19 protein-coding genes and 1 tRNA gene are annotated in these 20,443 nt (G+C 60.5%); 8 read left to right on the forward strand and 12 right to left on the reverse strand.

Annotated features, from left to right (window positions below):
* Both ACIQ36_RS04325 and ubiE read right to left on the reverse strand, forming a co-directional pair.
* A partial coding sequence (locus ACIQ36_RS04325) for a monovalent cation:proton antiporter-2 (CPA2) family protein (RefSeq protein ID WP_395826278.1) occupies positions 1-837 on the reverse strand: 837 nt, incomplete at its 3' end.
* A complete protein-coding gene (gene ubiE / locus ACIQ36_RS04330; RefSeq protein WP_395826280.1) occupies positions 837-1,610 on the reverse strand; it encodes a bifunctional demethylmenaquinone methyltransferase/2-methoxy-6-polyprenyl-1,4-benzoquinol methylase UbiE in 774 nt (257 codons plus the stop codon). The genes ubiE and ACIQ36_RS04325, both read right to left, overlap by 1 nt.
* A gap of 215 nt (positions 1,611-1,825) precedes the next feature.
* Between ubiE and ACIQ36_RS04335 the strand changes: the two genes are divergently transcribed.
* A complete protein-coding gene (locus tag ACIQ36_RS04335; RefSeq protein ID WP_395826282.1) occupies positions 1,826-2,383 on the forward strand; it encodes an HNH endonuclease in 558 nt (185 codons plus the stop codon).
* A gap of 163 nt (positions 2,384-2,546) precedes the next feature.
* Here ACIQ36_RS04335 and ACIQ36_RS04340 read toward each other — a convergent pair whose 3' ends face one another.
* From ACIQ36_RS04340 to ACIQ36_RS04370, 7 genes are all read right to left on the reverse strand, one after another.
* A complete protein-coding gene (locus ACIQ36_RS04340; RefSeq protein WP_395826284.1) occupies positions 2,547-3,560 on the reverse strand; it encodes a serine hydrolase domain-containing protein in 1,014 nt (337 codons plus the stop codon).
* 5 nt (positions 3,561-3,565) lie between these two features.
* Positions 3,566-4,642, reverse strand: a complete 1,077-nt coding sequence (locus ACIQ36_RS04345) for an anhydro-N-acetylmuramic acid kinase (protein WP_395826286.1) — start codon at positions 4,640-4,642, stop codon at positions 3,566-3,568.
* Between the two features lie 71 nt (positions 4,643-4,713).
* Positions 4,714-5,820, reverse strand: a complete 1,107-nt coding sequence (locus ACIQ36_RS04350; RefSeq protein ID WP_395826288.1) for a branched-chain amino acid ABC transporter substrate-binding protein — start codon at positions 5,818-5,820, stop codon at positions 4,714-4,716.
* A gap of 175 nt (positions 5,821-5,995) precedes the next feature.
* Positions 5,996-6,268, reverse strand: a complete 273-nt coding sequence (locus ACIQ36_RS04355) for a DUF2798 domain-containing protein (RefSeq protein WP_395826290.1) — start codon at positions 6,266-6,268, stop codon at positions 5,996-5,998.
* Positions 6,269-6,296: 28 nt separating this feature from the next.
* Positions 6,297-7,865 (reverse strand): DUF3369 domain-containing protein, encoded by a 1,569-nt coding sequence (locus ACIQ36_RS04360; protein WP_395826292.1) that lies wholly within the window; start codon positions 7,863-7,865, stop codon positions 6,297-6,299.
* On the reverse strand, positions 7,865-9,184 hold the full coding sequence (locus ACIQ36_RS04365; RefSeq protein WP_395826294.1) for an ATP-binding protein: 1,320 nt from the start codon (positions 9,182-9,184) through the stop codon (positions 7,865-7,867). Before ACIQ36_RS04365 ends, ACIQ36_RS04360 begins: the two co-directional genes overlap by 1 nt.
* Before the next feature lie 71 nt (positions 9,185-9,255).
* Positions 9,256-10,074, reverse strand: a complete 819-nt coding sequence (locus ACIQ36_RS04370; RefSeq protein WP_395826296.1) for a universal stress protein — start codon at positions 10,072-10,074, stop codon at positions 9,256-9,258.
* A gap of 316 nt (positions 10,075-10,390) precedes the next feature.
* On the opposite strand from ACIQ36_RS04370, the gene ACIQ36_RS04375 reads away from it, so the two are divergent.
* The 6 genes from ACIQ36_RS04375 (at position 10,391) to ACIQ36_RS04400 (ending at position 16,158) form a co-directional block, all read left to right on the forward strand.
* The gene (locus ACIQ36_RS04375; RefSeq protein ID WP_395826298.1) at positions 10,391-11,431 is read left to right on the forward strand and encodes a rod shape-determining protein; all 1,041 of its coding nucleotides are present in this window, start codon (positions 10,391-10,393) and stop codon (positions 11,429-11,431) included.
* Positions 11,432-11,559: 128 nt separating this feature from the next.
* Entirely contained in the window at positions 11,560-12,456 is an 897-nt protein-coding gene (gene mreC / locus ACIQ36_RS04380) for a rod shape-determining protein MreC (RefSeq protein WP_395826300.1), read from the forward strand.
* On the forward strand, positions 12,453-12,968 hold the full coding sequence (gene mreD, locus ACIQ36_RS04385; RefSeq protein ID WP_395826302.1) for a rod shape-determining protein MreD: 516 nt from the start codon (positions 12,453-12,455) through the stop codon (positions 12,966-12,968). The genes mreC and mreD overlap by 4 nt, the downstream gene beginning before the upstream one ends.
* Before the next feature lie 3 nt (positions 12,969-12,971).
* Positions 12,972-14,861 carry a penicillin-binding protein 2 gene (gene mrdA, locus ACIQ36_RS04390; RefSeq protein ID WP_395826304.1) on the forward strand — a complete coding sequence of 630 codons (1,890 nt, stop codon included), beginning with the start codon at positions 12,972-12,974 and terminating at the stop codon, positions 14,859-14,861.
* A complete protein-coding gene (gene rodA, locus ACIQ36_RS04395) occupies positions 14,858-16,003 on the forward strand; it encodes a rod shape-determining protein RodA (RefSeq protein ID WP_395826306.1) in 1,146 nt (381 codons plus the stop codon). The genes mrdA and rodA overlap by 4 nt, the downstream gene beginning before the upstream one ends.
* Before the next feature lie 79 nt (positions 16,004-16,082).
* A tRNA-Lys gene (locus tag ACIQ36_RS04400) sits at positions 16,083-16,158 on the forward strand.
* A gap of 125 nt (positions 16,159-16,283) precedes the next feature.
* Here the strand turns inward: ACIQ36_RS04400 and ACIQ36_RS04405 are convergent.
* Both ACIQ36_RS04405 and ACIQ36_RS04410 read right to left on the reverse strand, forming a co-directional pair.
* Positions 16,284-16,823: a thiamine phosphate synthase gene (locus tag ACIQ36_RS04405; RefSeq protein WP_395826308.1), complete on the reverse strand. Its 540-nt coding sequence runs from the start codon at positions 16,821-16,823 to the stop codon at positions 16,284-16,286.
* A 141-nt stretch (positions 16,824-16,964) separates the two neighbouring features.
* Entirely contained in the window at positions 16,965-17,894 is a 930-nt protein-coding gene (locus ACIQ36_RS04410; RefSeq protein ID WP_395826310.1) for a class I fructose-bisphosphate aldolase, read from the reverse strand.
* A gap of 231 nt (positions 17,895-18,125) precedes the next feature.
* On the opposite strand from ACIQ36_RS04410, the gene ACIQ36_RS04415 reads away from it, so the two are divergent.
* The gene (locus ACIQ36_RS04415) at positions 18,126-19,940 is read left to right on the forward strand and encodes a transglycosylase domain-containing protein (protein ID WP_395826312.1); all 1,815 of its coding nucleotides are present in this window, start codon (positions 18,126-18,128) and stop codon (positions 19,938-19,940) included.
* Here the strand turns inward: ACIQ36_RS04415 and ACIQ36_RS04420 are convergent.
* A complete protein-coding gene (locus tag ACIQ36_RS04420; RefSeq protein ID WP_395826314.1) occupies positions 19,937-20,440 on the reverse strand; it encodes a GNAT family N-acetyltransferase in 504 nt (167 codons plus the stop codon). The two genes, ACIQ36_RS04415 and ACIQ36_RS04420, sit on opposite strands and share 4 nt — an antisense overlap.
* Positions 20,441-20,443: the final 3 nt, after the last annotated feature.

A 20,443-nucleotide genomic window follows, 5' to 3' on the forward strand; every position in this document is an offset into this window, starting at 1 on the left:
GATGGCAATAAAGAATAGCCCCAACAGCAGGCCCTTGAACGGTTCGATATCCACCTGCAATTCGTGGCGATATTCGCTATCGGCCAGCAGCACGCCGGCGATAAACGCGCCTAACGACATCGAGAGACCGACAGCACTCACGAGCGCGGCGGTGCCGACGACGACGAGCAAAGCGGTGGCGATAAAGATTTCATGGGCGTGGGAGGCCGCGACCATTTTGAAGATCGGGCGGATCAGAAAGCGCCCACCGAAGAAAACCAACAGCAGCGCCAGCACGGCTTCGCCCACGGCCTGCCACGGGTCAACCGATGCAGCCGCACTGCCCTCCGGGGCCAAGAGCGGCAGAAGGGCAATCAGTGGAATAATGGCGAGATCTTGAAACAGCAGAATGGCAAAGCCATCGCGCCCGGTTTGCGTCGGCAGAAGGTCGCGTTCGGCCAGCATGGGCAGCACGAAGGCCGTGGAGGAGAGCGCGAGGCCAAAGCCGCCGATGACGGCAATCGGCAGGGCAAACCCAAGAACCCAATGACCAACAGCGGTCAGCAGGGCGGCGGTGAGGACCACCTGAAGCCCGCCAAGGCCGAAGACCGTATGCCGCATGACCCAAAGGCGCGACGGTTTCAACTCAAGCCCAATCAGGAACAGCAGCATGACCACGCCAAATTCCGAGACGTGGAGCATCGCATCCACATCGGTGACGAGGCCCAAAGCTGCCGGGCCGATAACAATACCCGCCGCAAGATACCCCAGCACCGATCCAAGCCCGGCGCGTTTGGCCAGCGGCACGGCAATCACCGCCGCGCCGAGCAGAATGACAATGGTAACGAGATCGCCCATCAGAGCTTCCAGCCGCTGTGAATCGCGGCGATTCCTCCGGAGAGAGTGCGCACCTCGACGCGCTCGAAGCCAACTCCACCCATTCGTGCCGCGAGTTCCTCTTGCGGGGGAAAGCGGCGGATGCTCTCCACCAGGTACTTATAGGAATCGCGGTCTTTCGCGATCAGCGCGCCCAATTCGGGCAGCAGCTTGAAGGAGTAAAGATCATAAACTTTATCAAGCCCCGGCAGCGTGACGTGACTGAACTCCAAGCAAAAGAACCGCCCGCCGGGCCGCAGCACGCGGAACGCCTCGGCCAAGGCTTGATCAATATGGGTAACGTTCCTGAGCCCGAAGGCGATGGTGTAGGTATCGACGCTGCTATCCGGCACCGGTAAATGCTGCGCGTCGGCGACGAGATAGGACAGCCCCGATTGCAGGCCGCGATCCAGCGCCCGGTCGCGCCCGACCGAAACCATGCGCTCGTTAATATCGGCAATCGTCACCAGCGCACCCGGCGCGCGCTGAAGAATACGAAAGGCGATATCGCCGGTGCCGCCGGCAACATCGAGGTATTTGCGTCCGGCGCGGGGCGCAACCCAATCGACCAGCGCCGCCTTCCACAGCCGATGCACGCCGAGGCTCATGGCGTCGTTCATCACATCGTAGCTGGGGGCTACGCTATCGAAGACATCGCGGACCATGCCAGCCTTTTGGGCGGGATCGACCGGGCGGAAACCGAACCAACCGGCTTCCCGGTCGGCGCTTTGGGCGGGGGGGGCGTTGTTCGTCATGGGGCTAGTTTAGTGCGAACTTCGGCCCGAGGGAACCTTTGCGCTCCCGAAACAGCACATAGGCTATTGTGAATTTTTCGTGCCAAGCCCCGAAACCCCTGGGGGCAGGGTTGTCAGGGTAAGACGGATAGGATACCTACTTGGGGGCAGGCGTAACGGCGCTGTCCGAGCCCCTGGCAAGGGCTCCCCTCTGGTCGTGTCGGGGGTATTTGCGAATGTCTTATGTGCATTGTCCCGCCTTGGTTCTGAATGCTGATTTTAGGCCACTCAGTTACTTCCCTTTGTCGCTCTGGTCATGGCAAGAGACGGTGAAGGCGGTGTTTCTGGATAGGGTGAATATTCTCTCTGAATACGACACGACGATCCGAAGTCCTAGTTTCGAAATGAAATTGCCGTCGGTTATTGCTTTAAAAGATTATGTGCATACATCGCGCCGACCGGCCTTTACCCGGTTCAATGTTTTCCTCCGCGATGCTTTTAGCTGCCAATATTGCGGCGATCAGTTCCCAACCCACGAGCTTACCTTCGATCACGTCATTCCTCGCTCGCGCGGGGGCCGGACCTCGTGGGAGAATGTCGTCACGGCCTGCTCCTGCTGTAATTTGCGCAAGGGCAGCCATTTGCCGCGCGAAATTCGCATGTTCCCGCTGGAGCCCGCGCAAGAGCCCTCAACGCACTTCCTGCAAGAGCGCGGCCGCCGCTTCCCGCCGAACTTCCTGCACGAAAGCTGGCGGGATTTTCTCTATTGGGACAGCGAATTGGATGTTGGTTAGGGTTTTAATCAGGGGCCTTGCCCCTGAATCCCAGCCAAGGGGCTAGCCCCTTGGCAATCCCATTTTTTTAAATCCTGATTCCCTTTGGGGGACAGTTGAAATCGTGGATTCTCAAGGGGCCGTCCCCCCTTGAGCGGGGTGTGGGGCAGAGCCCCGCAATTCTCTATTCCGCAAAAACTGCTTGAACGAGATTCCCGATACGCTGGCGGAACTGGTGAAATTTTCGCACCTCGGTATGGCGCGTCGGATGCACCCGGTTGGCCAGCAACGCCCAGGTAATTCCGCGTTCGGGATCGATCCACACGCCCGTGCCGGTAAAGCCGGTATGGCCGATGGTTTTGGCGGAACAAAGCCCGCCGCCGGACCAATTTGGGTGGCGAACCTGCCACCCTAGCGCCCGCGTATCGGTCTGTTTTTCCAGCATGGCGATACGCGCAGCATTCGGAAGAGCGGCCCCGAAGGCGAGGGCTTCGGCCCGGCCTAGCACCGTCGCCAGCGTGCCGAATAATCCGGCGTGCCCAGCGATACCGCCGAGGGCGAAGGCGTTTTCGTCGTGAACCTCGCCCTTTATCATCCGCCCGCGCCATTGGCAGGCTTCGGTTGCCACGGTTAACGCCGGGCCGGGCGAGACCGCGAATCCGGCGGCCTCCGCCAACGTGGTAAGGCTTTGGCCGGTCAGACGGGTGACGATAATCCCGAGCAGTATAAAATTAATGTCGGAATAGACGTTTTCGCCGAACGCCCAATCCTTTTGCAGAATCAGCGCCGTTAGCCGCTCCGCGCCCTCGCCCCAGGTATAGATCGGCTCGACGGCGGGCAGGCCGCTGGTATGGGTCAGGCATTGGCGCAGCGTGACGCTGCGGACCCGGTGGCTGGGGTCGTATTGATGCAGATCGGGCAGATGGGTGCTCAGCAGATCGTCAAGGTCTAAGCGCCCCGCTGCTGCGAGGGCGAGAATCGCGGGCGTGGTCAGCAGCACTTTGGTGAGGCTGGCGAGATCGAAGCGGTGATCGGGAGTGAGCGCCTCCGGTTCCGGCACGCGCTGGGCCAGCCCTAGGCTGGTTTCGAACCGTACTCCGTCGCGCGTCCGCAGGCCAAAGGCAAGACCGGGGCAGAGGCCGGACTCAATCGCCTCTTCAAGGGCAGCCGCGAGGGGGGGGAAGCGGGGATCGGGCATAGACCTCAACTCGGCTTGTTTGGGCGGTGCAAAACCCCGCCGCTGACAGGATAGGCCGCGCCGGTCGTGCTGGGAAGGCTCAGCACGCGCCCCTGCACGGCACGAATGGCGAGAAAACCGAAGGCTTGCGCTTCCAAGGCGTCGCCATCCCAGCCTAAGGTTTCGACCGGAACGGCGGGGGCCAAAGCCGCCGCTGCGATCCGCGCCATTAAATGCGCATTGTGCCGCCCGCCACCCGTGACCAGCCAGCGCGTCGGGCGACTGGGCAGATGCGGCAGGGCGGCAGCGATGGTTTGGGCGGTGAATTCGGTCAGCGTTGCCGCGCCGTCTTCGGCAGAAAGCCCGGCCACGGCCTCAATCGCCCAACCGTTTCGATCCAAGGATTTCGGCGGCGGGGCCGCGAAATAAGGGTGATCCAGCAGCCGGGCGAGGGCCTTTGTATCAACCCGCCCACGCGCCGCCAAGCGCCCGCCCGCGTCCCAGGTTTGATTGGTGTGGCGCGTTACCCAATCGTCGATCAGGGCGTTACCAGGGCCGGTATCGAAGGCCAACAGGGTTTCATCGCCAATATAGGTGAGATTGCCGACGCCGCCGAGGTTGAGAATAACCAAAGGTTTCGGCAAGCCCTGGGCAAGCGCTTCGTGGAATACCGGCACTAGCGGCGCGCCTTGGCCGCCTGCCGCCAAATCGGCGTGGCGAAAGCGGTTGACCACCACAAGGCCAAGCTGAGTCGCCAATCGTTGCCCGTCGCCCAACTGGCGGGTGTAGCCGCATTTGGGCCGATGCAGGATTGTTTGCCCATGAAAGCCAACCACATCGGGGCGCTGGCCGGTTTGGCCGAGCAGGGTTTCGACCGCTTCGGCGTTCACCTCGGTCAAGCGCGCTTCAAGGTCGCTCAGCGGGTCGGTTTCGGCGCGGGCAGGGTCATGGACCAGGGCGCGCAGCTCTTCGCGTAGATCGCTCGGATAGGGCAGCGTCAGGGAGGGGCCAAACGCGGTAATCCGGTCGCCATCGCTTTCAATCCACGCCGCATCGACCCCATCAAGGGCGGTGCCGCTCATTAACCCAAGTGCGCGTATCATGAAGTCTTCTCAAGAAAAAACCCGGCAGAGCGAACTCTGCCGGGTTTCATCAGAATGTTAATCCCGAAAGATTAGAGTTCCGAGTATTTTCCGTCCTTCCAAACGAACCATACATATTGAGAAACCTTAAGGTCTCCCTTGGCGTCAAATTCGAGCTCGCCAATGACGGTTTTAAACTTGTTGCCTTTCAACGCTTTCGCGACATCGTCCTTTTTCATGGACTTGGCAATTTCAACGGCTTGCTTCCAAACTTCAATGCCAGCATAGGACAGCAAGGTGTACCCTTCGGGGTCGTAACCCGTTGCCTTGAACTGCTCAACAACTTTTAAAGCTGTCGGAAATTTCCGAGCATCGGCACTGTTGGTCATCAAAACACCGTCGCTTGCCGGACCGGCAATCGTCCCAAACTCCGAGCTGACGATACCATCGCCCGACATAAACGCCGCCGTCAGGCCCTGTTCGCGCGATTGACGAACCAGCAAACCGGCCTCGTTGTGCAGGCCACCGAAGTAGATAGCATCAATGCCAGTCGCCTTCATCTTCGAGACGAGGGCCGAGAAGTCTTTATCGCCTGCCGTAACGCCCTCGTACATGGCTTCTTTGAGACCGGCGGCCGTCATGGCCTTCAAGGTTTCATCAGCCAAGCCCTTGCCATAGGTGCTCTTGTCGTGAATGACGGCGACTTTCTTGCCAGCGAAATTCTTGGCGAGATATTGGCCTGCAACGGTGCCCTGCTGATCGTCGCGACCGCATGTGCGGAAGACGTTACCGAACTTCGCCTTATCCGTTAATGTCGGATTGGTCGAGGCCGGGGTGATCTGGATAATGCCTTCTTCGCCATACACGTCCGAAGTCGGGATCGAAACGGCAGAGTTGAAGTGGCCCAGAACGAACGGGACCTTCTTGGTGGCGAAGTTGTTGGCAATAGCAACGCCTTGGCGTGCATCCGACGCATCATCGCCATATTCGACTTTAATCTGGCGACCCATAACACCGCCAGCAGCATTGATGTTCTTGACGGCCATTTCAGCGCCGCGCTTCAGTTGTTCACCAAAGCTGGCGTTCGGACCCGTGAAAGGACCGGCAACGCCCATGGTAACATCTTGTGCGAACGCAGCGCCGGTCATGGTCGCCGCAAATGCCGCCGCAGCGACAGTCAAACCGAACTTCTTCATCATCCGAGTTAGTCCCCCTGTTTGGGTTGATACGCCCGGCTTGGTCTCTGACGGACCTTGCGCGCGGGCGGCTGGCGCAATCCTGCCCCACTCTTATCGGAAAGGCAATTTCGTAAAATTGCTGAATCGAGAATAATTGAAGGTTATATGTCTTGAATTTTACGGCACGCCCGAAGAGTTACAGATTGCCGTACATTCTGGTAACAATCTTGCGCACGAACGGCGCGACGACCAATACGGTCGGAAAAGCAATGGCCCAAGAAACCGACCAAGACCCCATCCAGGTCCCGACAAAGGCCCCCGGCTCGGCAGCAACATCGGCCAATCCCAGCGCGCGGAGCGTGGCGATGCCGGACACGACGAAGGACATCATGCCCGACAGCAGCAGCCCGAAGGTTGTATTGATTAAACGGGTCCGGGTGGCCGGTGAGACCGAGGCAGCAAGGGGCATTCAGTGTGTCTCGAACGGGGGGAAGGGGTTAACCCTCAACAACGCCTAAAAAAGCAGTGACGATTTCGGGGTCGAAATCAATATCGGTGCGGGCTTTGATCCAATCAATCGCCTCCTGCCGGGGCCAGGCTTCCTTATAGGGGCGTTTGGAGGTGAGGGCGTCGAACACATCGGCGACGGCGACAATCCGGGCGGAGAGGGGAATATCCTTGCCCTTCAGCCCGCGCGGATAGCCGGTGCCATTCCATTTTTCATGGTGGCCCAGGGCGATTTCGGCCCCGATGGACAGGAAGGTCCGGCCCCGCAGGCGGCGGCTGGCGGCCAGCAGAATTTCCGCCCCTAAGCTCGCGTGGCGGCGCATGGTCAGCCATTCGGTTTCGTCGAGCCCACCCGCCTTGCACAGAATACTATCGGGAACGCCGACCTTACCCACGTCGTGAAGGATGGAGGCAAGGCCGATTTTCTTCACCAGCACGTCATCCAAATCCCCCATCGCAAGCCCACGGGTTTGCATCTCGCGGGCGATTTTATTGGTGAGGATCTCGACCCGGTGCAAATGATCGCCCGTCGTCGGGTCTTTGAACTCGGCGAGCCGCGCCAACGCAAACACGGTCGCTTCTTGGGCCATCGATAAATGTTCTTGCAGCAGGACATTATCGTAAGCAATGGAGGCCTTGGCGCAAAACAGATCGACCAACCGGTGATCGAGTTGGGAGAGCGGGCGGGTGGCTTCGATAAAGGCGACCGAGCGCACTTCGCCGCTGGCCTTGAAAAACACGGCGCAATGATCGTCGAGATATTGATTGGAGCCGCGCGCGAACGCCGAAACGATTTCATGCACGATCGACGGGTGCGGAATTTCGGCCAAGCGCTTCCCAGAGAGACTGGCAAAGCGCCCGGCGGCCGCCCGCACCACTGCCGTTGGATCGGACCCCGGCAATTCATCGCCCGCCGTGCAGAGGATCGAGCCGCCCTCGGCATCCAGCAGCGCATTGATCTGGTCCAGAATCCCCGCAAGGAAAGCGTCGGTCGAGCGAAGCTCGAACAGGCTGGTGGACGCTTCCAGCACTTTTTCGAGGCCCTTGCGCCCCTGTTCGATGGCGACAAGATCGCGGTAGCTGCGCAGGGCGGCTACGATAGTGGTGAACAGCTTTTGCGCGGTTAGTTCCGCCTTCGATTTGTAATCGTTGATATCATACTCAACGATGACTTTTTGCTCCGGCGCCATGCCGGGCTGACCCGTGCGCAAGACGATGCGCACATTCTCATTGCCGATATCCTGGCGAATTTCTCGCACCAGCGTTAGGCCCGCGTCGTCGGTTTCCATAACCACATCGAGCAGAATGACCGCGATATCGTTCGCCTTCCTCAGAATCTCCCGCGCTTCGCCGCCCGAAAGTGCCGAGATGATTTCAAGCGACCGCCCTTCGAAACTGAAATCCGCCAGCACCATTCGGGTAACGCGATGAACATCGGGCTCATCATCCACCACCAGCATGCGCCAGGGTTGGGGAACCCGTTGCCGCTTGCGGCTCGGCTCCGGCGTATCGTCGGCAAACAGCAGTTCATCGTCGGGGTTGATGTCGGCGGGAACCATTAGGCGCTTCCTCCCTCAGAAACAATCGTCGGTTCGGCTCGGGACGGGATAGGCCCCAGGTCCACATCGGCGCTACGATCGCCCAACATCCGGTCGGGCGCGGTCAGCGGTAGAATCAGCGTAAAGGCGGTTCCCATATCGACGGCGCTGGTGCAGCCAATGCGGCCCCCCAAGGTTTGCGTGACGATATTATACACAAGATGCAACCCCAGGCCTGTCCCGCCCTGGCCGCGTTTAGTCGTAAAAAACGGATCGAAAATGCGCGGTAAATGGGACGGCGGAATACCGGCCCCATCGTCCTTGATCCCGATAACAACATTAGTGCCCTTTTTCTCGACGGCAATCTCCACAACGCCTTCGGGATGCGCCTCGTCATAGGCGTGGGTTAAGGCGTTCAGTAGAAGATTGGTGATCACCTGCCCTAAGGGCCCTGGGAAACTATCCATCTCGGCGTCGGCAAGGCAGGTAAACTGCACTTTCTGCGTCGCTTTGCGTAAGCGCGGGCTGAGGGACGAAATCAGATCCTCAATCAACTGCCCAACGCGGAAGGAGCGGCGCACGGCACTGGTTTGATCGGCGGCGACCTGCTTGAAACTATGTACCAATTCCGCCGCACGCCCGAGATTGGCGGTGATGATCTCTGCGCCTTCGGTAACGGTGCTAAGAAAGCCGGTCAGATCCGACCGCTTTAGGCCGCCCGATTCCGAGAGGTGCAAAAAGCTCTGGCTGCGTTCGGTCAGATGGGTTGCTGCGGTCAGCCCAATGCCGAGCGGTGTATTGATTTCATGGGCAATGCCTGCGACTAATTGTCCGAGGGACGCGAATTTTTCGGCTTGAACCAGATCGCCTTGCGCTGCGCGCAGAAACGACAAGGTCGATTCAAACTGCTCCAGCGTACCGCGCAGCAAATCAATCCCTGGTACGAAGCCGGAATAATGGCCGGTCTCGGGGTTGGTCGTGATGACGCCGTAGGTCAGCGCGCGCGGGTAACGCTCAGCGACCATGCGGCTGACGGTTTCGAGCGGCATGTCGTCGGGCAGGATCAGCGGGCGCGGGTCCATCGCCGTGCCGACCATTTCTTGAAGGTTCGAGCGCGCCGTGGACCGCGACAAAAGCCCAACAGGCTTGCGCGCCAGCACCACGGGCAAGGCCCAAATATCGGGCAAGCCATCGAATTTCAGCACCGCAGCCGTACAGCTTAGCTTCGGTGATAGCCCCTCTAACGGTCGGGCAACCCGATCGAGCCGCCACGTATCGGCCATCGACGCGGGGGCTGCTGCAGAACTAGCGGTGTCGGGCAGGGGCTGGGGTGCATTCATAGACTTAACCTAAAATGCATATCGTGAAGAATTCGTGATGATCGCCCCTGCTTCACGTGACCTCCAAGGTGTTAATGCGCAAAAAATACGGGAATCTTGGCGTGGTTGAGGATGTGGACGGTCGCACCCCCAAAAATCATCTGCCTTAACCGGCTTTGTGTATAGGCCCCTTTGATCATTAGATCGCAGCCCAACCGCTGCGCCTCGTCGAGCCACACCGCACCGGCATTCTTCTCGCCAACCTGCATATGAGCATAGGTCGCGCGCAGATCGTGCTTTTCGAGGTAGGCGGCAACGTCGCGCGCGCTGGGGCCGGTCGCCATTCCGCTATCAACGGAAACAATGTGGATTTCCTCCGCCTTGTGCAGCAGCGGCAGGGCGGTGCCGACGCTGCGGGCGGTTTCGGAGGAGCCGTTCCAGGCGATGAGCACGCGGGTGCCATCAGTTTCCGGCAGAGTCGGCGGGGCCATAATGATCGGGCGGCCCGTTTCGAACAACGCGGCTTCCAGCATAATCTCGGGTTCCGCTGAGCCGCCGACATCGGGCCGGGCCAAAACCGAAATATCAAACAGGCGTCCTGCCGAGGCGATGGCGTCGGCCGAAGGCCCCTGGGCTTCCATCCAATCCGCAGAAATATTTTCAGCCCCAACGTGGGCATCGAACAGGCTTTTCAATTTGGTCAGTCGTGCTGTCCCATCCTGCTGAAGCCGGTCGAGATATTCCTGGCTCAGGGCGAGCCCAAAATCGCCCGACGGCACGAAGCTTTCGAAGGCGGGGCGAATGGCAAGGCCGGTTACGCGGCCATTAAAGCGGCGGGCGAGGCGGGTGGCCAAAGCCAGCACCGGGCCTGCGGTTTGTTCCGTCCATAAAATTGCCAGAATTGCGCGCATTTACTAACTCCTTTTGCCTGAAGCAGTCCTAGAGGCTCGCTTGGGTCATCACCAAGAGGGCTCTCGGAGACCGGCAGTGTCATAAATGATCCTGCCTTATTTTCTGGGCGGTAAAAAGGCATTGCCGCCGTGTGTGCAATCGGCGTAAACCAAAGGGGGCGTCGGCGAGCCCCCGCTCGCCTGCTGCTTTTGGAACATCTCTGCTTGGGTTCGGTCTTAACCGTATCGGTGTTATCGCATCGGTATCGGCACGGCTCTTCCGAAGATTGGGACGCACGAGGCAAAGTCTGAATCGGCAAGGTCCGACAAGGGTAAAATGTTTAATCGAATCCTCGGCTGGATGTCCGCCGACATGGCGGTGGACTTAGGGACGGCAAATACCCTGGTCTATGTTAAGAATCGCGGTATCGTCTTGAACGAACCGTCGGTTGTTGCCATAGCGAATGTGCGCGGTAAGCGTCAGGTTTTGGCTGTCGGTGACGAAGCCAAGCTGATGCTGGGGCGCACCCCTGGCAATATTCAGGCGATCAGACCGTTGCGAGACGGCGTGATTGCTGACTTCGAGGTTGCGGAAGAGATGATTAAACATTTCATTCGCAAGGTGCATCGCGGTAGCCGCTTTGCTAGCCCGAAGATCATCATCTGCGTGCCCTCGGGCTCGACGGCAGTTGAACGCCGCGCGATCCAAGAAAGCGCCGAAAGCGCGGGCGCGCGTCAGGTGTTCCTCATTGAAGAGCCAATGGCGGCGGCAATTGGCGCGGGCTTGCCCGTGACGGAACCGACCGGCTCGATGGTCGTCGATATTGGTGGTGGCACCACGGAAGTCGCGGTTCTGTCGCTCGGTGGCATCGTTTACGCTCGGTCGGTGCGCGTTGGCGGCGATAAGATGGACGAAGCGATTATCGCTTATATCCGCCGCATGCATAATCTGCTGGTCGGCGAAGGCTCGGCCGAGCGGATCAAGAAAGAAATCGGTTCGGCCTGCCCGCCGGAAGATGGCGAAGGCCGCTTGATGGAAATCAAGGGCCGCGACCTGATGAATGGCGTGCCGAAAGAATTGGTGATCTCCGAACGGCAGATTGCTGAAAGCTTGGCCGAACCTGTTAGCCAAATCGTTGAAGCTGTGAAAGTTGCCCTCGAACATACCGCGCCGGAACTGGCGGCAGATATTGTCGATAAGGGCATCGTTCTCACCGGCGGCGGGGCGCTGCTTTCTAATCTCGATCTCGTCTTGCGGCATGCAACCGGTTTGCCGGTGTCGATTGCCGATGACGCTCTCTCGTGCGTGGCGCTTGGAACAGGTCGTTGCTTGGAAGAAATGGGTACGCTCAGAAATGTGCTGAGTACGGCCTATTAATCAGGTATAATCTTTTATTAAGACATCGTTAGGAAAGAGGATCGGGACGGAATGTCGGCTCGGCCCAGGTTTATGGAAATTTCTGGTTGCTCCGAAGTTCGGAGCGGCGAAACCTGGACTCTCTCCTAATGAAACCCCGCGTCGGTTCTGTCTCCCGGCTTGCGGCCCCGGTAAGGGCCGCACTGCATCGTTTCGCTTTTGCATCCTTGATCGCGGCGTCGTTTTTGTTGCTGATCATTCAGCGCGCCGAAGTGCCGGTTTTCGAGCGGCTAAGGGTGATAACGGTCGATTTCTTTGCTCCGATCGTGGATATTCTCGGCAGCCCGGTTACGAGTGCCTCGGAGTTTGCCGAAGACTTGCGGTCCGTTTTCAATCTGCGGGCCGAAAACGCGCTGTTGAAAGCCGAAGTGGAGCGTCTGCGCCAGTGGCGCGATGTGGCCCAACGGCTCGACGTTGAAAATCAATCGCTGCGGAATCTGACCAATTACGCCCCCCCGCCCGGTGGCCGACAAATCACCGGGCGCGTGGTGGCCGACGCGGGCGGGGCCTATGTGCGCAACCTGTTGATCGCGGTCGGCTCCAATCAAGGGGTGATGCGCGGTTTGGCGGCGGTTTCCGGCGAAGGCTTTATTGGTCGCGTCACCGATGTCGGCGAACGCACGACGCGCGTGCTGCTGATTACCGATTTGAACAGTAAAATCCCGGTTGCAGTGGGCCCGCGCGGCGAACGGGCCGTGCTGGCGGGCGACAATAGCGCTTTGCCCCGGCTGCTTTACCTCACCCAAGAAAACAATGTGGCTCCTGGCGATATTGTTGTCACCTCAGGTCACGGGGGCTTGCTTCCGCCGGGCCTGCCGATTGGCGCGGTCGAGACGGTATCTGACCGGGCGGTAACGGTACGTCCCCTGGCGGATTGGCAGCGGATCAATCATGTCCGTCTGCTCGACTATGGGCTGACTCAGATACAAGCCGGGGATTTGCCCGCTTCGGCACCGCCGCCGCGGACCGTTACGACACCGCGATGATTCTCGCCGGCCTTCTTCGCGCTTGGGGCACCTTGGGCAAGGTGACACCCGCCGCGATGACGTTTGTTTTTGCCCTGCTGTCGGTCACGCCGCTCCGCATGCCAGACGGCTTGACGGTAACGCCCTCTTTGTCCTTGATGGCGGTGTATTACTGGACCATCTATCGGCCGGATCTGATGCCGCCTGCGCTGATTTTTCTGATTGGGATCGTGCAAGACGTGGTGAGCGGCGCGTATCTCGGGTTAACGCCGCTGCTGTTGCTGGGCACTTACGCCTTTGCGCTCTCTCAGCGACGCGCGTTCCTGGGGAAACCGTTTGCGCTGGCCTGGGGGGGCTTTTTCTTAGTGCTGCTGGCAACGACGAGCTTTACCTGGATCATCGTGTCGCTGATCGCTCGCACCCCGGTGCCACTCCTGCAACCGGCGCTGCAGTTTTTATCGACGCTGCTACTGTTTCCGCTGGTCGTGTGGTTGTTTGTCCGCACGCATCGGCGCTTGCTACCGGGGCAATAGATCATGGGACGGCGGCAACGAGATCAAGAACGCGAACGTCTTTTCACCCGCCGCGCACTGTTGCTCGGCCTGGGGCAGGCGGGGTTGTTTGGGGCCTTGGGGGCGCGGCTCTATTATTTACAGGTCATTGAAGCCGATAAATACGCAACGCTCGCCGAAGATAACCGTATCAATATGCGCCTGCTGGTTCCGCCACGCGGGCGCATTCTGGACCGGTATGGCGAGGTTCTGGCGACCAGCCGTCTGAACTACCGGGTGGTTCTGGTGCGCGAGCAGGCCCCGAATGTTGAGGCGACGTTGGACGCGATTGCGCGCCTGATTACGGTAAGCGATACCGACCGCCGCCGCGTGCTGCGCGACGTGCGCCGCAAGCGCGCTTTCGTTCCGGTCATGGTGCGCGAAGACCTAAGTTGGGAAGAGGTCGCCCGGATGGAGGTGAATGCCCCCGATCTGCCGGGCGTTTCCATCGATGTCGGGCAAAGCCGCCTGTATCCCCATACGGAGGCTGTCGGGCATATCTTGGGGTATGTCGGGGCCGTGTCGGAGGTCGACCTCAAGGGCAGTAATGGCGATCCGTTGCTGGAACTGCCCGATTTCCGCATTGGTAAAAACGGCGTGGAGAAGATCCACGATCAGGCCTTGCGCGGCGTCGCGGGGGCCAGTCAGATCGAAGTGAACTCGGTGGGCCGTGTCATCCGCGAGGTCAATCGCGACGACGGTCACCCTGGCCGCGACGTGGAACTTACTATCGATATTGCCTTGCAAGAATATGTTCGCGAGCGGGTGGGGGAGGAGAGCACGGCGGCGGTTGTGATCGACTGCCATAATGGTGAAATCCTCTCGTTGGTTTCAGCGCCGGCGTTCGATCCCAATATGTTTTCCGCCGGGCTGAAGGCGAATGATTGGGAAGAACTCCAGGCCCATCCCAAAACTCCGCTAACGAATAAAGCGGTTTCAGGTCAATATTCGCCAGGCTCGACGTTTAAAATGGTCACGGCGCTGGCGGCCCTTGAAGCGGGCGTTATTAACGCCAATCAAACGATCAACTGCCCCGGCCACTATGAACTTGGTGAACGCCGGTTCCATTGCTGGAAGTATAAGGGCGGGCACGGTCCCATGAACTTGGGTGAGGCCCTGATGAACTCTTGCGATGTGTATTTTTACGAAATCGCGCGGCGTATCGGGATCGATAAAATATCGGATATGTCTCAACGGCTGGGCATTGGCGCGCCGTTGGGAATCGAGTTGCCTGGCGAGCGGTCGGGGCTTGCGCCGACGCGCGCCTGGTATCAGCGTCGCCGGGGGACGAGTTGGCCGCAGGGGGAAACCATCAATGCCTCCATCGGTCAGGGCATGATTCTGGCAACGCCCCTGCAACTCGCGACAATGACCGCCCGCCTTGCCTCAGGCCTTGCTATTGTCCCCCATCTCACCAAAAGCATCGGCGGGCGTGCCCCGGCGGATCGGGCCCACGCAGCCCCTGCGTCCTTGGGGCTCAACCCGCAGCATCTCGCCCTCGTGCAGCGCGGCATGGCGATGGTGACGAACGAGCAGCGCGGTACAGGCTATAAGGCGCGCATCACCGAACCCGGTATGGAGATGGCGGGCAAGAGTGGCACGGCCCAGGTGCGCATCATCAGTAAGGCCGAGCGCGATACCGGCGTTAAAAAGAACGAAGATCTCCCCTGGCGCTTCCGCGATCACGCGCTGTTCGTTGGGTTTGCGCCGCTCACCAACCCACGCTTCGCCTGCGCCGTGGTGGTGGAGCATGGTGGCGGCGGCAGCGCCGTGGCGGGGCCGCTGGTGCGCGATATTCTGCTCGAAACCCAGAAGCGCGAGATTCTGAAGCGTTTGGCGGGTTGCCCCACCTGCGGTGGGGAGCATCGGGGATGAGCTATAGCTTTAACCGTCACGAACTCTCGCTGGGCCAGAAACTCTGGCAGGTGAATTGGGGCATCGTGCTGCTGCTGACTGCGCTGGCCTCTATCGGCTTTGCCATGCTCTATTCAGCCGCGGGTGGGTCGCTGGAGCCCTGGGCGCAGCGGCAGATGATGCGCTTCGGCCTTGGGTTCATCATCATGATCGTGGTGGCGGTGATCGATATCCGCTTCTGGATGCGCTGGGCCTATCTGCTCTATGCTGGGACGCTGGCGATGCTGGTCGCGGTGGAGCTTCAGGGGCGCGTCGGCATGGGCGCACAGCGCTGGCTCGATTTCGGCTTCGTCCAGCTTCAACCCTCCGAACTCATGAAAATTATGCTGGTGCTGGCCTTGGCCAAGCATTTCCATTCGATTCCGCTGGAGCGCATGGGGCGGATTTCTGCCTGGGGACCGGCGGCGGTTCTTCTGGCCTTGCCCGTGGCCCTGGTGGTGAAGCAACCGGACCTCGGCACCTCGCTAATGCTCATCATGGGATCGGCGGCGGTCGGGTTCGTGGCTGGAATGCGGTGGTGGAAATTCGCTCTTGCCATCGTTGGTGCAGGCTCGGCGGCCCCCGTGGCCTGGAACTTTCTGCGTGATTATCAGAAAGAGCGCATTCTAACCTTCATGGACCCCAGCCGCGACCCACTGGGGGCGGGGTATCACATCACTCAGTCCAAAATCGCCTTGGGCTCGGGCGGCATTACGGGCAAGGGTTTTTTGCTCGGCACACAAAGCCATTTGAACTTCCTGCCCGAAAAACAAACCGATTTTATCTACACCATGTTGGCCGAGGAATTTGGCATGGTCGGCGCCATCACACTGCTGGCGCTGTATGCGCTGCTGATTCTCTATGGTTTTGCCATTGCTTTCCGCTCCTCCACGCAGTTTGGGCGCTTGGTAGGCGTGGGAATCGTAACGCACCTCTTTCTGTCGGTCTTTATCAACTGCGCGATGGTGATGGGGTTGATCCCGGCAAAGGGCGTGCCCTTGCCGATGGTCTCCTATGGCGGCTCCTCGATGCTGGTAACGATGCTGGGGTTCGGCCTGCTGATGATGGTTTGGGTTCACCGCGACACCCAGTTCACCCGCAGCGGCGGCCAGGATTTCGAGTAGCTTTTGCGGGAGCGGGGGAATCCCGGCGTTTTTCCGCTTGCCGTGCCCGCATTCGCTGGGTATACAAGCCACCTCGGATGGGTACATAGCTCAGTTGGTAGAGCAGCTGACTCTTAATCAGCGGGTCCAAGGTTCGAATCCTTGTGTACCCACCATCCCCAAAAGCCCGCCAAGTCAATGACTTGGTGGGCTTTTGGTTTTCAGGATTTGCTCACGGTTTGCAGCCCCATCCACGGGTGGTTTGCAAACTGCCCGTGGATGGGGTTTTGGGGAATTGGGGCTAGAGCCGGTACGCGATGAACTCGGCCCCGGCGGCCTCCATTGGGGTTTTCTGATCGTCCGTAAGGTCCCAGGCGACGCAGGGGACCAGCATGGCTTCGGCCCAAAGGTGGATCAACTCGGCGTCGGGCGTGAAGGCCACGTAATCTGCTCCGGCTTCCGAGGCTTCCATCGCCTCGTGACGGCTGTCGCCACAATAGACGCCGCAAATCCGGTCCGGCCCCAGCTTTTTGCGCGCCTCGGCGTAGACTTCCTGGGAGGCGAGATGCACGCCGTCGATATCGAGCGCTGGGATTGCGTCCAGCACCGTGCCAAGTCCGGCGGCGTCGGTCAGCAGAAAGGCGATATCCTGGGCGCAGGCGATAGGCAGTAGCCGCTCGGCGGCCTCGCGCAGGCTTGCCGGGCTAAGGCCGCTGGTATCGAGCGCCACGGACGCGATCTCACGGTCGGCAAGCGCGCTTGCTAGGGATTCTGCCGACAGGTTCGCGGCGAGAATCAGATAATGGCGGGCGGGAAGGTCGGGGGTAGCTGTGGTGCTCATGACGCGCATCCAGCCATAGGCTGCGCTTGAAGGCAAGGCAGATGCGGCCCCGATCCTCCAAAATGAAAAACCCCGCTGCTGCCGAACCGCGCGGGGCGGTCTTCGGTAGCGGCGGGGCTTCCTCCCTAAACTGGGGCTGGCTTATGCTTTGCCCTGATAGATCTTAACGATTTGATCGAGCATCGCCAAGGCTTCTGCTTTGGGGCGCTGGAAGGTATTGCGCCCGATGATCGAGCCATTGCCGCCGCCATCGCGGATCGAGCGGACTTCATTGTAGAGACCGTCCAGATCCTTGGCTTCCCCGCCGGAGAAAACCACAATCCGGCGGCCATTGAAGCAGCTTTGCACCACGTGGCGCACGCGCTCGGCCATCGTATCGCCGGGGATCTTTTCTTTATCGTAGACCTTTTTGGCCGCATCGAGCTCAAACGGCGCGGCAGGCGGCTTCACCTTAATGATATGCGCGCCCAGAAGAGCGGCCATATGGGCGGCATAGGCGCAAATATCGAAGGCGGTTTCGCCGCTTTTCGTCAGGTTCCCGCCGCGCGGGTAGGACCAGACCACGACAGCAAGGCCGACCGATTTGGCTTCTTCGGCCAACTCGCGCAGCTCTTCGATCATGCCGAAGGCATTGTCCGAGCCCGGATAGATGGTGAAGCCGATGGCCGAGCAACCGAGGCGCAGCGCGTCCTGCACCGTAGCGGTCACGGCTTGGTCGGCGTCTTCCTTCAGGCGCGACAGGCTGTTGGAGCTATTGACCTTCAAAATCGTCGGGATCGCGCCCGCGAAGCTGTCGGCCCCGGCTTCCAGCATGCCCAGCGGCGCGGCATAGGCCGACAGACCGGCTTCAATTGCGAGTTCGAAATGATAATGGGGGTCGTAAGCGGCGGGGTTCGGGGCAAAGCTGCGCGCGGGGCCGTGTTCGAAGCCCTGATCGACCGGCAGGATCACCAGCTTACCGGTGCCGCCCAGGCGGCCCTGCATCAGAATACGGGCGATATTGGTTTTCGTACCCGGATTGTCCGATTCATAGTAGCTGAGGATCTTCTTAACGCGCTGAGTAACCCGCATGGTTCGATTCATCCCTTGGCTCGGTTTTTACGAAAACCGCATCTGTCTCTGGCGCGGCTGTGTAACGAACCCTGGGGCCGAAAGCAACCGGATGAACGCCGTTATCCTGCCGAAAATACCAGTCATGCAGCAAAAAGCCGCTATCCTGGCGTAGTGAGTTGGGGAAGGTTACAAATTTGCCGCACGAGAGGCTTGTTCTGCCGCCGCGACCGTGATTGCATCCCGCCGACCATGACCCGCGCCCCGCTATCCCATTCCCCCAAAAAAACGCCCCGGCCTGCGCCGATGCCGCCGCCGCGCCGATCTTGGGGGCGGCGGCTGCTGATTTGGCTCGCGGCGGGCGCGGTGTGGGGGGGCGTTGCCGTGGGGGCGGTGATTGCCTTCTATGCCCTGCAACTGCCCTCCATCGGCGCGCTGATGGATGAAACCCGCCGCCCCGGCATTACGCTGCTGGCGCGCGACGGCAGCCTGCTGGCGACGGGCGGCGAGTTCTACGCGACGCCGCGGGCGGTGCGGGACCTGCCGCCGCACGTTTGGCAAGCGGTGGTGGCGATTGAGGACCGGCGTTTCTTTAATCATTTTGGTATCGATATTATTGGCTTAACGCGGGCCATTGTCGTCAATCTCACCGAGGGCCGCTCGGCCCAGGGCGGCAGTACCCTGACGCAGCAGGTGGCGAAAAATGTCTTTCTCACCAACGAGAAATCGCTGAAGCGCAAAGTACAGGAAGCCTTGCTCGCGCTGTGGTTGGAGCGACGGTATAGCAAGGAGCAAATCCTTGGCATTTACCTCAACCGGGTCTATCTAGGGGGCGGGGCTTGGGGGATCGATGCGGCATCGCAACGATATTTCGGCAAACCTGCGACTCAGCTTAACCTTTATGAAGCCGCCGCGATTGCCGGGCTGTTGCGCGCCCCAACCCGGCTGACCCCGATCCGTGACCCGGTGGCGACGGCGGGGCGGGCCCAGGTGGTGCTCGACGCCATGGTGCGCGCTAATTTCATCCCGGAAGCCGCCGCACAGGCCGCCATTGCCAGCGGCGCGCCAATGCTGGGCCAGATCGCCGCGCCGCGCCCTGGGCGGCATTTCGCCGATTGGGTGATGGAGGAATTGGGCGATATCGTCCCCATCGACCGCGATTTGGTGGTGCAAACCACGCTCGACCCGGCTTTGCAGCGCCAAACCGAAGAAAAACTGGCGGCGATGCTGGCCCAGGAAGGGGGCGAGCGCAAAATCGGCGAGGGCGCGGCGGTGATTCTTGATCCCGATGGCGCGATTCGGGCGATGGTCGGCGGGCGCGATTATCGCCGCTCCCAGTTCAATCGCGCGCTTGCGCCGCGTCAGCCCGGCTCCAGCTTCAAGCCCTTCGTGTTTTTGGCGGCGATGGAAGCGGGCTGGACCGCCGAAAGCCGGGTGGAGGATTCACCCTTACGCATCGGCTCCTGGACGCCGGACAATTACGACCGGCGCTTTCGCGGGTCGGTGAGCCTGTCGCAGGCCCTCGCCGAATCGCTAAATATACCGACCGTGCGGTTGGCGCAGGATGTTGGGATTAAGAAGGTCATTTCGCTTGCGCACCGATTAGGTATTCGCGCGAAGCTCCCGGCTAATCTGGCCGTGGCTTTGGGGGCGGGCGAGGTGACTTTGCTCGACCTGACCGGGGCCTATGCGGCGCTCGCTAATGGCGGCAAAGCGGCGTGGCCCTATGGCATTCTCAGCATCCGCGACCGGGCAGGGGCGCTACTGTGGCAGGGCGAACCCATCGGCGACGCACTCATTGATCCCCCGATTGCCGCGAGCATGCGGGCCATGCTGCGCGGCGTTATCACCCACGGCACCGGCAAGGCCGCCGGGGTTGCCGGCGAAGGGGCGGTGGGGAAATCCGGCACCACGTCTGACTATCGTGACGCTTGGTTCGTTGGGTGGGATAGCACCCAGGGCCGCGTCGCTGGGGTGTGGCTGGGCAATGACGATAACAGCCCGATGGCGCGCGTCACCGGCGGCGATGTTCCGGCCAAGCTGTGGGCGTGGCTGATGCTCGATTAATCGACCTTCCGCACCATGAAGGTCGCCGTCGCGCTGTAGCTCGCCAGTTTTTCGGCAATTGCCGGGGTTTGATAGGCCGAAAAACCGAAGCGGGACCAGTAGCGCGGCGTTTCATAGACGGCGGTGAGGGCTAAGCGCGGGGCTTCGATTTGCCGGGCTAAATCGGTCAGATAGATGACCAGCGCCTCGCCTAAGCGCGCGCCGCGCGTCGCGGGCAGCAGGGCGACATCGTGCAGATAAAGGCACTCAACTCGTTCCGGTAGCGCAATAAGCTGCGAATCCAAAGGCGGGGGCAGCAGGTGCCAGGGATGGGCGACGGCATAGCCGATCACTTCGCCCGCCCGTTCCGCCACGCGGGAGCCCTGCGGGAAAAGCTGAAGCCGCTCGGTGAAAACCATCGGGTCTTCGGGATATTCTTCATGGACCCGATCAGCGATGGCGTTGACCTGGGACAAATCGTCGGGGCGCATCGCGCGCCAGGAAGCTAGAGCAGGCGTCATCTC

The organism is Elstera sp. (genome assembly GCF_044372965.1).
Taxonomy (GTDB): domain Bacteria; phylum Pseudomonadota; class Alphaproteobacteria; order Elsterales; family Elsteraceae; genus Elstera.